The 14,720-nt window shown below is 63.3% G+C and carries 10 protein-coding genes and 1 pseudogene; all 11 read left to right on the forward strand.

The window, feature by feature from the left end; translation table 11 throughout:
- Positions 1-138 precede the first annotated feature (138 nt).
- The 11 genes and pseudogenes from A6M56_RS02835 to A6M56_RS02890 all read left to right on the forward strand — a co-directional run bounded on the left by A6M56_RS02835 (position 139) and on the right by A6M56_RS02890 (position 14,165).
- The gene (locus tag A6M56_RS02835; protein ID WP_045785332.1) at positions 139-1,908 is read left to right on the forward strand and encodes an ABC transporter permease; all 1,770 of its coding nucleotides are present in this window, start codon (positions 139-141) and stop codon (positions 1,906-1,908) included.
- A gap of 88 nt (positions 1,909-1,996) precedes the next feature.
- The gene (locus tag A6M56_RS02840) at positions 1,997-3,361 is read left to right on the forward strand and encodes an ABC transporter ATP-binding protein (RefSeq protein WP_102080440.1); all 1,365 of its coding nucleotides are present in this window, start codon (positions 1,997-1,999) and stop codon (positions 3,359-3,361) included.
- A gap of 719 nt (positions 3,362-4,080) precedes the next feature.
- Positions 4,081-4,323: a hypothetical protein gene (locus A6M56_RS02845; protein ID WP_257984070.1), complete on the forward strand. Its 243-nt coding sequence runs from the start codon at positions 4,081-4,083 to the stop codon at positions 4,321-4,323.
- Positions 4,257-4,553: a hypothetical protein gene (locus A6M56_RS02850; RefSeq protein ID WP_257984071.1), complete on the forward strand. Its 297-nt coding sequence runs from the start codon at positions 4,257-4,259 to the stop codon at positions 4,551-4,553. Before A6M56_RS02845 ends, A6M56_RS02850 begins: the two co-directional genes overlap by 67 nt.
- Positions 4,554-4,632: 79 nt before the next feature.
- On the forward strand, positions 4,633-5,841 hold the full coding sequence (locus A6M56_RS02855) for a DUF6402 family protein (protein WP_257984072.1): 1,209 nt from the start codon (positions 4,633-4,635) through the stop codon (positions 5,839-5,841).
- A 598-nt stretch (positions 5,842-6,439) separates the two neighbouring features.
- Positions 6,440-7,401, forward strand: a pseudogene (locus A6M56_RS24260) (mannuronate-specific alginate lyase).
- Between the two features lie 200 nt (positions 7,402-7,601).
- On the forward strand, positions 7,602-9,683 hold the full coding sequence (locus A6M56_RS02870) for a TonB-dependent receptor (RefSeq protein ID WP_257984098.1): 2,082 nt from the start codon (positions 7,602-7,604) through the stop codon (positions 9,681-9,683).
- Positions 9,684-9,757: 74 nt separating this feature from the next.
- Complete coding sequence (locus A6M56_RS02875; RefSeq protein WP_045785335.1) at positions 9,758-10,813, forward strand: dienelactone hydrolase family protein; 1,056 nt, start codon at positions 9,758-9,760, stop codon at positions 10,811-10,813.
- 54 nt (positions 10,814-10,867) lie between these two features.
- A complete protein-coding gene (locus tag A6M56_RS02880) occupies positions 10,868-11,830 on the forward strand; it encodes a chromate resistance protein ChrB domain-containing protein (protein ID WP_045787710.1) in 963 nt (320 codons plus the stop codon).
- 38 nt (positions 11,831-11,868) lie between these two features.
- The gene (locus tag A6M56_RS02885) at positions 11,869-13,041 is read left to right on the forward strand and encodes a chromate transporter (RefSeq protein ID WP_045785336.1); all 1,173 of its coding nucleotides are present in this window, start codon (positions 11,869-11,871) and stop codon (positions 13,039-13,041) included.
- Between the two features lie 317 nt (positions 13,042-13,358).
- On the forward strand, positions 13,359-14,165 hold the full coding sequence (locus A6M56_RS02890; RefSeq protein ID WP_045785337.1) for a MetQ/NlpA family ABC transporter substrate-binding protein: 807 nt from the start codon (positions 13,359-13,361) through the stop codon (positions 14,163-14,165).
- The last annotated feature ends 555 nt before the right edge of the window (positions 14,166-14,720 follow it).

The following is a 14,720-nucleotide window of genomic DNA, read 5'->3' on the forward strand; positions in this document are numbered from 1 at the left end:
AGGCGGCTTGCCGCCGGGTGCCAAGCAACGCTTGTGAAAGCGCTGCGGTCTACCGCGCTCACCACGTACTGCGCCAACTTCCGGCCCGCGCGCCGCTATTGGGTTTTTGGCCCGCGATCCTCGTCCCGGTCATCCACGATGCAGCAAAACGACAACGAAACCACCATCCGGGGCCGCTTCGGTACCAACCTGGGCGTCAATTTCGGCAGCCTGCTGACCGCGCCGCCCAACCGGTTCGACCTGGCATTGCTGCCGATCATCCTGGCCGCCATCGTGCTCGTGGCCTATGCGGCCCGGCAGATGAACGTGCCGTACACGCCCGGCGAGCCGCTCGACGTGAGCCTGGACGTGGCGCAACTGCCCTACTACCTGCTGCGCACCAGCATCCGGATGCTGCTGGCGCTGGGTGCGTCGCTGGCGTTCTCGTTTGCGTTTGCGGCCATCGCGTCGAAGAACCGCACGGCCGAGAAGGTCATGGTGCCGGCGCTCGACATCCTGCAGTCGATCCCGGTGCTCGGCTTCCTGTCGATTACCGTCACGGGCTTCATTGCGCTGTTCCCGGGCAACCTGGTGGGCGTGGAATGCGCGGCCATCTTCGCCATCTTCACGTCGCAGGCGTGGAACATGGCGTTCTCGCTGTACCAGTCGTTCCGTACCATCCCCACCGACCTCGAAGAGGCGGCCACGGTGTTCCGCCTGTCCAAGTGGCAGCGCTTCTGGCGCCTGGAGGTACCGTTCGCCATGCCGGGGCTGCTGTGGAACATGATGATGTCGATGTCGGGCGGCTGGTTCTTCGTGGTGGCGTCGGAAGCGATTTCGGTGTCGGGCCACGACATCAAGCTGCCGGGCATCGGCTCGTACATCTCGCTGGCGATCCAGCAGCAGAACCTGCCGGCCATCGGCTGGGCGATCGTCGCCATGCTGATCGGCATCATCCTGTATGACCAGCTGCTGTTCCGCCCGCTGATTGCCTGGGCAGACCGCTTCCGCTTCGATGCGATGTCTTCCGAGCGCGAGCCGCAATCGTGGCTGCTGGATCTGCTGCGCCGCTCCGAGTGGGTCAAGGCGATGCTCGAACGCGGCGCCGCGCTGGCCGAGCGTACGCTCGCCTGGGGCGCCGACCGCACGCGCCCGACCGCCAGCGCCGGCAGCAGCTTCGTGCGCTTTCCGTGGTCGCACCGGCTGGCCGACGTCATCATCGTCATTGCCGCGCTGGCGGCGGTGGCGCACGTGCTGCAGTTCGTGCGCTCCGAAGTCGGCTGGGCCGAAGTGGGCCACGTCTTCTGGCTGGGCTTCCTGACGATGGTGCGGGTGATCGTGCTGATCGCCCTGGCGGCGCTGGTGTGGGTGCCGATCGGCATCCGCATCGGCCTGAACCCGAACGTCGCGCGCATCGCGCAGCCCGTCGCGCAGTTCCTGGCGGCCTTCCCGGCCAACCTGATGTTCCCGCTGGCGGTGATGCTGATCGCGCGCTTTGCGCTGAATCCCGAGATCTGGTTGTCCCCGCTGATGATCTTCGGCACGCAGTGGTACATCCTGTTCAACGTGATCGCCGGCGCGTCGAGCATCCCGACCGAGCTCAAGCTCGCCGCCCGCAACTTCGGCCTGCGCGGCTGGCTGATGTGGAAGCGGTTCCTGATCCCGGCGGTGTTCCCGAACCTGCTCACCGGCCTGGTGACGGCCGCGGGCGGCTCGTGGAACGCCAGCATCGTCTCCGAATACGTTTCGTGGGGCGACCGCACCCTCACGGCCACGGGCCTGGGCAGCTACATCGCCGAGATGACGGCCAAGGGCGACTTCCCCCGCATTGCATTGGGCATTGGGGTGATGAGCCTCTTCGTGGTCGGTTTCAACCGGCTGCTGTGGAACCGCCTGTACGACATCGCTCAAGAGCGCACCCGCCTCTAAGAACACGCTCAGGATCGTGGCGCTCGCTACGGATCTTGAGCACGTTCCCAGGCGATCTTACCAAGCACAGATAGCAGAGAGCACCAACATGGCAACCACCGGCACGAACAGCGAAAGCGTCATCGAGCTGCGCGGCGTCTCGAAGATTTTCCGCACCGCAGACCACACCGACCGCGCCGTGCTCGAAGGCGTGGACCTCAACCTGCGCCAGGGCGAGATCGTCGCCATGCTGGGCAAATCGGGCTCGGGCAAATCGACGTTGCTTCGCATCATGGCGGGCCTCGTGCGCGCCGATCGCGGCCAGGTACTGTTTCGCGGGCGCGAGTACACCGGCCCCGTGCAGGGCATTGCGATGGTGTTCCAGTCCTTCGCGCTGTTTCCGTGGCTGACGGTGCAGCAGAACGTGGAGCTGGGCCTCGAAGCGCAAGGCGTGCCCAAGGCCGAGCGCGAAGAGCGCGCCGAACAGGCCATCGACCTGATCGGCCTGTCGGGCTTCAACAGCGCCCTGCCGCGCGAACTGTCGGGCGGCATGCGCCAGCGCGTGGGCATTGCGCGCGCGCTCGTCACCGAGCCTGACCTCCTGCTGATGGACGAAGCGTTCTCCGCGCTGGACGTGCTGACCGGCGAGAACCTGCGCGACGAAATGCTCGACCTGTGGGAAGACCGCCGCACCAACATCAAGAGCATCCTCATCGTTTCGCACAACATCGAAGAGGCGGTGATGATGGCGGATCGCATCGTGATCCTGTCGAGCGATCCGGGGCGCATCCGCGCCGAGGTGCGCGTGCCGTTCCCGCGCCCGCGCAACCGCGATTCCGCCGCCGTGCGCAACCTCATCGACGAGGTCTATGGCCTGATGACCTCGCCGCAGCGCGTGGGCGTGCATCTGGGCGTGGAGCCGGCCGCCGAGCAGCTTGCCTACCGCCTGCCCGACGCCGAGATCGGCCAGATGGAGGCCATTCTGGACTTGCTGGTCGAAGCGCCGTTCAACGGCCGCGCCGACCTGCCGCACCTGGCAGAAGAAGCCGGCGTGACCGACGACGACCTGCTGCCCGCGTGCGAAGCGCTGTCCCTGCTGCAACTGGCCACCATCGAGCGCGGCGACATCATCGTCACGCCGTTCGGCAAGACCTACATGGAAACCGAACCGCCCGAGCGCAAGGTGCTGTTCGGCCAGAAGCTGCTGGAGCGCGTGGCCCTGGCCGCGCACATCCGCGCCGAACTGGAAGCCAACGAAGACGGCGAGATCCGCGAAGAGCACGTGCTGCGCGAGCTGGAGGCGTACCTCAAGCCCGAAGAAGCCGAGCGCGTGCTCAAGATCGGCATCGAATGGGGCCGTTACGGCGAGGTGTATGAGTACGTCTACAACACCGGCATGCTGACCCTGCCCCGTGAAGAGCGCGAGGAACGCGAAGAGCGTGAGGCGCAGGAAGGTGGGGATAATCCGGGCTGAGATAGCCGTTAGCAATAGTGCTCGCCTCGTGCTCCACGGGACACAGCACTGCACGTGCATGAGCAAACTCCGATTTGTTCCGCCGCACAGTGCTTCAACGGGAGGTGGCACCCGTATTCGTGGTGCTGCTTCCGTGCCATGCGGGAAAGCGGCCGAAGACTGGAACCACCGGCGGTAACCAACAAGGACTAAGCGCGATAGTACTTGCCGTCACTCTCGCGTGGCCGCTCGGCTTTATGAACGAGCCCGGTAAGGAAGGCTTCGTGCCGATCGAGCGTTACCGCTCACGTTCCAACCGTCCTTGTGCTCCCCTCTGGCGGCTTTCCTCAAGCGTGCTGAACCCCGACCATCGAGTTCACGACGGCCGTCGCCGAGACTAGAACCACAACGGCTGCGTTTGGAACCTTCCCCATGGCGTTCCGAACCCAATGGGATGGCGTTCAGAACGCCATAGGGCCGAGTTTCAGACGCAACAGATCCGGTTCTGAACCTCATACATGACGTTCGGAACGGCAAATGTCCGGTCCCAAACGGCATCCATGACGTGCTGAACATGAAGGTGTCGCGTTCGAAACTGCATCGACGTGGTTCCGGACACGGTCTGCATCAGCATTTTCTGAAAAGCGCTGGCTGGCATTGCGTACGGCGTGGACAGCGTCCACTCTCGCGCAGTCATGCCCCTGAGGCATGACGCTGCCAACCCGTTACAGAGGAATGTGATGTCGCAAAACCTGATTTCGTTTCAGATGAGTGCAACCGATTTGGCCGCCGTGGACGGTGCGCTGAAGACGCTGGAAGACAAGCTCACCGGCTTGATCGACCTGACCATCGAACAGCGTCGGTTTCTGACCAAGATGGCGGCAAATCCGAAGCGTTTGCCCGCACGACGGTGGAGGTGCTCGGCGCCAACCCGAACGTGCTGCCCGCCAACTTCAACATTGCAGAGCTACGCCGCGATCTGACCGCGTTCGACCTGTTGCGCAGCCGTGTGATGCGCCTGGGCCGCATTCACGAACGGATGGCCGATTCGCAACTGGCGCTGGGCAGCGACGTGATGAACGCTGCCTTGGAAGGGTATGCCTTCCTCAAGGTGGCAGGCCACGGTGAGGGGCTGGACGCAGCCCGCAAGGAACTGTCGGCGCGATTTGCCAAATCGTCGAGGAAAAAGGAGGACGCGGTAGGCGTGGAGTGAGGCTCCCAGTGCAAGGAAAACCGCCTTGCGGCGGTTTTCTGCTGAATCCGACCGAAGAATCTAAAGAGGGTCACTCGAAATGAGCACGTCAGACGAGAAGATGCATTACTTGGAAAAAAGCATCTTGTGGAATCCATGGTGGGTCGTTTCAAAAAGCACTTGCACAGCGGTTGATGCGGAAGAGTTTTCTCTCTCCATGAACCGCCCTGCACCCCCGCTACGAGACCAACCGCCGCCGCCACAAAAACCGCCGGAGCCCAAGCGAGCACCGAGGAGCTTGCTCGAAGGGTTCTTGGATTTCAAGGACTGGCTAAATACGCCACCGCCTCCGGAATCGTCCAAACCTGCTGTAGTGACTTCAAGCAAGCCCAAAGTGAAGCCCTTTGACCTTCAAGATATTCCAGATGCACTGGATCGCGTAGGTTGGCCAATGTCAGCAAAACTGCAGAGGAAATGGTTTTCAGGGGAGCTCAACTACGCGACCACTGACGAGGGGGCTGCAATGGGCATCAATCAGAATGGGAAGCCGTTTCCATCAAGCATGGTTGATACGGCCATGTTTAAACTGGATTGGATACTTGGATTTGATCGGGCGCGAAAAAAATATGACGAACTCCTGAATAGGGACTACTTGTTTAGTAGGGCGGCTGTTCGTGTCCTCAAGAATAAGTTTATTGGAAAAGAGTCGTCGGCTAACTATGTTGACCCCTGGCACTTGTGCGGTGCAGATATTCAGAGATGGCATAAAGAATATCAGTTTCAGTTAATAACAGTTGACAGTGGGAATCTGAAGAAATTTGAGATGTTCCTTAGGGGAGTGGCTTGGAAAGACGGAACATTCATGGATGATTTGTATGGGGCGCTAGGCGCCTTTTCGATCAATGCTGCCCTTGGAGAGCATCAATATGTTGTTGACAAAACCGGATGGAGGGGGCGGTTGATTATCAACGAAATTGTTGTCTATATGCGGGATGTTTTTACATTCCATGATCGCTCTGGTGAGATGGGAACTCAGTATTTAGGACATTGGAATAAGCGTGGCTTCATAGTGGTTCCGATTGCAACAGTTGTGGGCGAGTTGACCGAACTGGACTGGTCAAATTATCCGGTCGCTTTGTATAACGCCATATCTGATGCCACGGTTTATTATCCCGTGAGAAACAAGGACTATAGAATTTGGCAGATGAAAAACAAGCAGGGTGGGGACATGGTTTTGTACTCGGATCGCCGGTCGGTGAGGTTGAATCCACCGGAAATAATAGAGTTCGATTTTTCTAATGCGAGATGAAATTGAGGGTAATTAAGGCCATTTTTATTCTTTTTGTCATTGCCCTTGTTGCGCAGTACGCTTTCTTTGTCAGGAGTCGGGTATATACCAGTGAGTGCAGGAGGGAGGTGGATGACCTTCGTCGATATATTGGCGAGACTTGCTATCTTCCTTACCGAGACGGTGCGTTGTTCAGGCTGTATGACGCAAAAACGAACAAGCTAATCGCGGAGAGGACATATAGTGATATCCACCCGCAAATGCTCTTTGATGGGGACCGTGTTTATTACCATCGTGGAGTCTCTCCGGAGGAGTACGTGCCGCTGCCGCCGACATTGCTAGATCGCCTCAGAGCCAAGCTTCCATGACCAAAAAAGTGGTGGGGCGCTGAGCCTCCTGCAACCGGCGACCATCGAACGCGGCGTAAGAGCACGTTGCCACTGACGTCAGAAGAGCCGCTCGATGCGGCTCTTTTTCATAGTCGCTACCGTTTGTAACCCCCGTCAACGCCGCCGCGAACCACGCCGTTTTGCGTGTGCGGGCATCGATTCTCGCAAGCCCGCCCGCTCCAGCCTTCCCCCCGCCAGCCGTCCTTTGCCGCCCCGTGCCGGAGGTCGAAATGCGTCGTGCGTACATTCGAACGTTGTTAGCCGTTTCGCTGGCCGTCGGCGCAGGCTTCGGCCTGGTGCATGCAGCCCGCGCCTGTGAGATTCCTGCACCTGTCCAGACGATCGATCCACCCGGCTTTTACGACGACGCAGCCGGCTATGCGCGCGACGTGAAACCCATGCGCAATTTCATCGCGCACCTCAACGCCTCAGCCGACAAGGGCGATTGGACCTGCGCCCTGAGCCAGCTGCGAACCTGGGCCGATGCCGACGCGCTGATGGGCAAGATTTCCGGCTATCAGGGCCACTACGAGCGATCGTGGGCCGGAACGGATTTCGCCATGGTGCTGCTGCGCATGCCGAGCGACATCCGCAGGCGAAACCAGGCGAGCTGGACGCCATCGCACCGTGGCTCGAACGCATCGCGATCGCCACACGCAACGCCGAGGCGATCAATCATCTGCATAACAACCTGGTGTATTGGGCCGGCCTCAACCTGATTGCCATCGGCACCGCAACCGACAACAGCGACCTGATCAACTCCGGACTCCTGCGCGTTCGCGAGGGCATCCGCGATATCGGCCCGGACGGCGCGCTCGCACGCGAGGTCAAGCGCGGGGACCGTGCGCTGCACTACCACACGTTCGCGCTCATTCCGCTGGTGTTTGCCGCCGAGCTGGTGCAGCGGCGCCATATCGATCTGTACCGCGAGAACGACCACGCGATCGACCGCCTGGCGAATCTCGTGATCAACGCGGTGATCGACCCGGCGAGCTTCGAGAAAATCACGCCGATCAAGCAGCAGCTGTTTCCGTGGACTTTCCAGGATGAGCTGTGCTGGATGGAGCCCTACTATGCCCACGTGCGAGCCCCACGCCTGCCTGCGCTGATTGCGCCACGCCGCCCGTTTTCGGAATGGCGGCTTGGCGGCAACGTGACGGCGGCGTGGGGCGCGGAGCTGCCCGGCCGTTGACGAGGCGGCGGCGCTTGCAAGGGGCGCCCCTTCTTTTCCACCGTGCAACGTTGCAGCACACAGCGTTTGCCCCCTACCAGCCATTCCCTACGCCCCTAAGCCCCGCGCCCATCGACATGTGGTATGAGGCTTGCATAACACTTCGCAAACAACATCCGGGGCAAGGGGGCCGTGGTATGCAGGCGCGTTACGCGTGGTCGATGGGGGCACTGTGGGGCCTGTGCTGGACATGGGGCCATTCAGGCATCGCTCATGCGGGCGGTCTTCAGCAGCCGGAATTTCAGCTTGAGGCCGTCACGGTCAGTGGTTCTGCAGGCGCCGCGTCCGCCACGGGCGAGGCCGCCAACCAAGGCTATGTGCCGCGCGCCCAGTTGGAGAATCGCCCCCTGCTGCGGCCGGGGGAATTGCTGGAGAGCGTGCCCGGCCTGATCGTCACGCAGCACAGCGGCGACGGCAAGGCCAACCAATACTTCCTGCGCGGCTTCAACCTCGATCACGGAACGGATCTCGCCACCACGGTGGCCGGCATGCCGGTCAACATGCGTACGCACGCGCACGGCCAGGGCTACACCGATCTGAACTTCGTCATCCCTGAACTGGTAGACGGCATTGCCTACAAGAAAGGCACCAGCTTTGCGGAAGAAGGCGACTTCTCCGCCGCCGGTGCAGTCCGGATGGACTACGTGAGCCGTCTGCCGCAGGGCATCGCGCAGCTGGAGCTGGGAGAGCACAACTACCGGCGCGGCCTGCTGGCCAACTGCAGCACGGTCGGCACCGGCACGCTGCTCTATGGCTTCGAATGGCTGGGCGAGAACGGCCCGTGGACCGTGCCCGAAGGCGTGCACAAGCTCAATGGCGTGCTGCGCTACACCGTGCCGCTGGGCGGCGGCGAGCGCGTCAGCGTGACGGGCATGGCGTACAAGAACGCGTGGCAATCCACCGACCAGGTGCCGTTGCGCGCCATCAACGAAGGGCTGATTCCGCGCTTTGGTGCAATCGATCCGAGCGATGGCGGCGCGGCGTCCCGCTACAGCCTCTCGGCCGACTGGCTGCGGCCGCTTGCCGATGGGGTGTTCAAGGCCAACGCCTACGTCATCAAGAGCCGGCTGCAGCTGTTCTCCAACTTTACGTATGCGCTCAACAACCCCGAGCAAGGCGACCAGTTCGAGCAGTTCGAGAACCGCGTCACCACCGGCGTGAATGCATCGCGCACGTGGCTGGGCAGCGTTGCCGGGCGTGAGAGCGAAACGGAAGTCGGCTCGCAGACGCGCTTTGACCGGCTGGACCCGATCCGCCTGACCAACACGCAGGCGCGGCAACCGTACGCGCTGGTACGCAGCGACACCGTGAACGAAACCAGCACCGCGCTCTACGTGCGCAACAGCACGCAGTGGCTGCCGTGGCTGCGCACCATCGCCGGTGTGCGGGCCGATCAGTTTTGGTACAGCGTCGCCAGCAGCAACCCGCTCAATTCGGGCAATGGAACGGACCCCATCGTGAGCCCCAAGCTGAGCGTCGTGCTGTCGCCCACGGCGCGTACCGATGTGTTCATGAACTGGGGCCGGGGCTATCACAGCAATGACGTGCGCGGCGCGACCACCACCGTCGATCCGGTGAGCGCAGACCCGGTGCAGAAGGTGTCGGTGCTCGTCCCCGCCACCGGCTACGAGGTCGGCCTGCGCACGCGGGCGCTTGCCCCCAACCTGCAGCTTTCCGCGTCGTTGTGGCGGTTGGACATCGGCTCTGAACTTGTTTTCTCGGGCGACACCGGCACCACCGAGCCCAGCCGCCCGAGCCGCCGCACGGGCGTGGAACTCGCGGCCTACTACACACCGCTGCCCGAACTGATTCTGGATGCGGATGCGGCCTTCTCGCGCGCGCGCTTTCGCGACAGCAACCCGGCAGGCGACACCATCCCCGAGGCCATCCAGACCACCGCTTCGGCCGGCGTGTCGTGGGTGCACGACCGCTGGATGCTTGGCGCACGGCTGCGCTACTTCGGCCCGCGCCCGCTCGTTGAAGACAACAGCGTGCGATCGGCATCGTCGTTCCTGGTCAACCTCAAGCTGGGTTACCGGCTGCAGAAGAACGTGCGCGTGTTCGTCGAGGTGCTCAATGTGCTCAACAAGCAAGTGAACGACATCGACTACTACTACGCATCCCTGCTCAAGGGCGAGGCGTCACCGCTGGATGCCAATGGCGTGGCAACGGGCATCAATGACCGCCACATTCATCCCGCCGAGCCACGCACCGTGCGCGCCGGTGTGGTGTGGAATTTCTAGATCGACAAAGATGGCTGCGCCTGCCGTCTCCCCGCGGCACAATCAGCGCTTCAACTTCATCGCCAGGAATTCTCATGAGAAGGCGTTCGACCGTCGGCTTGTTGCGTCACCTGTTCATTGTTGTTACCGCCGTTGCCGCCGTGGCGTTGGCACTGCCCGCATCGGCGCAGCAAATCGTCAACGATCTCTCGGCACAACCCACCGGCCGCATTCACTTCAACAGCGCCACGCCCAAGAGCAAATGGGAGCTGGTGCATCGCAAGTTCGACAAGACGCCCACGCCCATCTGGGGCACGCTGTATCTGCCCGAGAACCTCCAGGGCCGGGTGCCAGCGATGGTGATTTCGCATGGCTCCGCCGGGCCGCAGCAGAAAGATGTCGACCGGTGGGTGCGGCTCTTCAACCAGATGGGCATGGCCGCGTTCGTGGTGGATTCGTATGGCCCGCGCGGCATTGCCAACACGATGGACAACCAATCGCAGCTCAACCCCGCCGCCAATGACGCCGATGCGCTGTTCGCGCTCAAGCTGCTGAGCACCGACCCGCGCATCGACCCGAAGCGCATCGGGCAGATCGGTTTTTCGCGCGGCGGCGGTGTGGCACTGGACATGACACTCGACGCGTTCCGCAAAGGCGTCATCGATGACGACACGCGGTTTGCGGCGCTCATCGGCTTCTACCCCGGGTGTTCGGCGCTCTGGTGGGAGGTCCCGCCGCCATCGCTGTCCGGCGCCCCGCTGATGCTCGCGCTGGGCGAGAAAGACGACTACACGCCCGCGCAGCTCTGCCGCAACGCGGCGGAGGTCATGCAGCGTGACGGCCAGACCGTCGATGTGCATGTCTACCCCGGCGCGTATCACGACTTCGACAGCACGCGTGCGTACTTCAAGTACTTTCCGGGTGCCACCACGGCGCGCGATTGTCCGCAGACCCTGATCGACGTGCAGCACGATGCGTACTACCGGCTGCAGAGCGGCGAGAAATACCCCAACCTGCAGGCCATGGAGGCCGACTACAAGCGCTGCACCGTGCGGGGCGTTTCCACGGGCGCCAACCTGCAGCAAGCTGAGCGCGCCGAGGCGGACGTCAGAGCGTTCCTGACCAACGCCATGAACCTCCCGCCGCGCTGATGTAGGAACCTCTACAAGATTGCAGCGGTTATGACGTACGCCTATGCTGCCGTCATGACCGCCTCGCCCGATTCCTGGCTGCTGCTGATCGTCAGCCTGCCGACCGCCCGCGCCACCGCGCGCATGCGCATCTGGCGCGCCATCAAGGCGATCGGCTGTGCGGCGCTGCGCGATGGCGTCTACCTGCTGCCTGCGCGCGCCGAGCATGCCGCCCAGCTCAACGACCTGGCAGACGAGACGCTGCAGGAAGACGGCCAGGCCTGGGTGCTGCGCCTGCAGGCCGGCGACGCGGCGGAAGACGCGGCCTACCGCGCCCTGTTCGACCGGTCACCCGACTACGCCGAGTGGCTGGCCGAGCTGTCCGAAGCGCGCAAGACGCTCCCCGACCTGCCCGCCGCCGAGCGCAACCGGCTGCTGCGCCGCCATGCCCGCGCCTACGAGGCCATCCGCAAGATCGACTTCTTCTCCAATGAAGCGACCGTGCGTGCCGATGCGCAATGGCGCGACTTTGCCGCGGCGGTCGAAGCCACACACTCGCCGGGCGAACCGCGCGCCGCCGCGGGCAGCATCCCCCGCCGCGATCGCACCCAATATCAGGGCCGCCTGTGGGCCACCCGCCGGCACCTGTGGGTGGACCGCGTTGCCAGCGCCTGGCTCATCCAGCGCTTCATCGATCCGCACGCCCGCTTCCTGTGGCTCGACAGCCCGGCCGATTGCCCCGCCGATGCGCTCGGCTTCGACTTTGACGGTGCCGCCTTCACGCATGTTGGCGAACGCGTTTCGTTCGAGGTGCTCGTCGCCAGCTTTGGGCTCGACGACGATGCCGGCCTCGCGCGCCTGGGCGCCATGGTGCATGCGCTCGATGTGGGCGGCGCGGCCACGCCGGAAGCCGGCGGGTTCGAAGCCATCCTGGCAGGCGCTCGCAAGCGCGTGGCGGACGACGATGCCCTGCTTGCAGAGATCGGCACCGTGCTCGATTCGTTGTATGTGCATTTTTCCGGCAGCCGCAAGCCGTGACGGCTGTCACCCCTTGCAGCCACCCCTTTAGGTCACCCATGAACACTGCCCTTGAACGCCCCACCTACACGCTGCGGCAACTGCTGCTGTATTTCCTCCGGCTTGGCGCATTGGGCTTTGGCGGCCCCGTAGCGCTGGCCGGCTACATGCGCCGCGATCTGGTCGATGCCCGTCAGTGGATTACCGAAGCGGACTACAAGGAAGGCCTCGCGCTGGCCCAGCTCGCACCGGGGCCGCTGGCCGCGCAACTGGCCATCTACCTTGGCTATGTGCACTACCGCATCGTCGGCGCCACGCTGGTCGGCATTGCATTCGTGCTGCCGTCGTTCCTGATGGTGGTGGCGTTGGGGTGGGCCTATACGCGCTTTGGCGGCCTGACGTGGATGCAGTCGGTGTTCTACGGCGTGGGCGCAGCGGTGATCGGCATCATCGCCATCAGTGCGCACAAGCTCACCACCAAGAGCGTCGGCAAAGACAAGCTGCTGTGGGCCATCTACCTCTTGCTTGCGGCGGTGACGGTCGTGACGGAATCCGAAGTGGCGTGGCTCTTTCTGGCCGCCGGTGTGCTGGTGTGGTTCTGGCGCACACCGCCCCGGTGGTTGCGCCAGGGCCGCACGAACGCCATCGCGGCTGCCCCGGTCGCGGCCGCCAGCAGCCTGCTGGGCACGGTGGACTGGCCGCTGCTCTCGCAGCTGGGCGCGTTCTTCGCCAAGGCCGGCGCATTCGTCTTCGGCTCGGGGCTGGCCATCGTGCCGTTCCTCTACGGCGGCGTGGTCACGGAGCACCACTGGCTCAATGAAAAGCAGTTCGTCGACGCGGTGGCCGTGGCAATGATCACGCCCGGCCCGGTGGTCATCACCGTCGGCTTTATCGGCTACCTGGTGGCGGGCCTGCCCGGTGCGTGCGTGGCCGCGCTCGGCACGTTCCTGCCGTGCTACCTCTTCACCATCCTCCCGGCGCCGTACTTCAAGAAATACGGCAAGCTGCCCTCCATCCTCGCGTTTGTGGACGGCGTGACGGCGGCCGCCGTGGGCGCCATTACCGGCGCGGTCATCGTGCTGGCCAAGCGCTCCATCGTCGATGTCCCGACGGCGCTGCTGGCCGTGGCGACGGTGCTGCTGCTCGTGAAGTTCAAGAAGCTGCCCGAACCGGTGATCGTGGCGGGGGCGGCGTTGCTTGGCCTGGCGCTGTATCCGCTGCTGCATCGCTGATCCGGGGCCGCGCGGTAACCCGCGAAGCGTGGAGTGGCAGAGAGCGGCGCCCCGCACTCAATGCCGGTGCCCGGCGCGGACAATGCCCTGTCCCCAGTTGCCGTGCTGGCGCCCCACGCGTCTGCGCGCCGACGCGCCGACCTGCCTGTGGCGGCACCTCCCGCAGCGAGGTGGCTCGCTGCACCATCGCGGGGCATATGCACATGCCGAAAATATCGTTCGATTGCGGCCTCGCCTGTGACAGGATCACGTCACACGCCCGCTACCCGCGGGCGGATTTCATTCCCGCATCCACGAAAAATCCACGAGGTTTCTCCATGTCCCTGTTCACCCGTCTCGCCCGCGCGGCCGTACCCGCCGTCGCATTCGCCGTGGCCGCCGCCGCCCATGCCGACACCAAGCAGATCAAGCTCGGCACCATGAGCGGCCCCGACGCGCAGATCTGGGAAGTCGTGCAGAAGGTCGCCAAGAAGGACGGCCTGGACGTCAAGATCATCGAATTCAACGACTACGCCCAGCCCAACCCTGCCCTCGACGCCGGCGACCTTGACGCCAACGGCTTCCAGCACCAGCCCTTCCTCGACAGCCAGATCAAGGCGCGCGGCTACAAGATCGTCAACGTCGGCCTGACCTACGTGGCGCCGATGGGCTTCTACTCGAAGAAGGTGAAGTCGCTGGCGCAGCTCAGGGAAGGCGCCAAGGTCGGCATCCAGAACGACCCATCCAACGGCAATCGGGCGCTGCTCCTGCTGCAGAAGGCCGGCGTGATCAAGCTCAAGGCCGGCGTCGGCACCAACGGCAACAACGCCACGCCGCGCGATGTGGTCGAGAACCCGAAGAAGATCAAGCTGGTGGAGCTGGACTCGGCGCAGCTGCCGCGCTCGCTCGATGACCTCGATGCCGCTTCCATCAACACCGACTACGCCGTCAAGAACGGTCTGACCCCCGCGAAGGACGCGATTGCGCTCGAAGACCGCCAGGGCCCGTACGCCAACCTGATCGCCGTGCGCGAGAAAGACAAGAACCAGCCGTGGGTGAAGACGCTGGTGCATGCGTACCAGTCGGAGGAGGTGCGCAAGTTCATCGACACGCAATTCAAGGGCGCGATCCTGCCTGCGTTCTGATCGGCGCTGAAAAAGTAAGCGAGTACTTCGTACCCGATTTGTTTCAGCTGTGGCGAGCCGGTGGGCAACGCATTCCCAGGGCCCGCCGCGCTGTTTGTTGCGTTGCGCCATGGTGTGACTGTTGCGATCGTTTCCGCCCTCCGTGGCGCCTTGACAACGCTTTGCTCCATTACGTAGTTCTACGTTATTGCAACGCAGCAAACGATTCGCTATAGTAGGAACTGTCTCCTCCACCCTCCTTGGTGGATTGTGGCCCGAGCACCTAGTGCTCGGGCTTTTTTCTTTGCGGCGGCGGATGCCGCTGCCTTGTCTTCTCGCCGGTTCCGGCTACGCTGTCTCTCATCACTCCATGCCCGCACCGTTGCCGGATCGCAACGCGCACGACCGTTCAAGCGGGTGCTTTGAGCCGCGCTTCCAATGTCGGCGCTGACGGCGCGGGCAGCTGCCGGAAAGCGGTTCGTGCGTCACTCAAATGTTGTGAATCGGTGTTTATCCACGGCGTTCATGCGCCTAACATCGCGGAACTGCGTCGGTTTTTGTCCTACAAGCGATTCG

Origin of the sequence: Ralstonia sp. RL (assembly GCF_001683835.1) — a bacterium.
GTDB lineage: Bacteria > Pseudomonadota > Gammaproteobacteria > Burkholderiales > Burkholderiaceae > Ralstonia > Ralstonia mannitolilytica.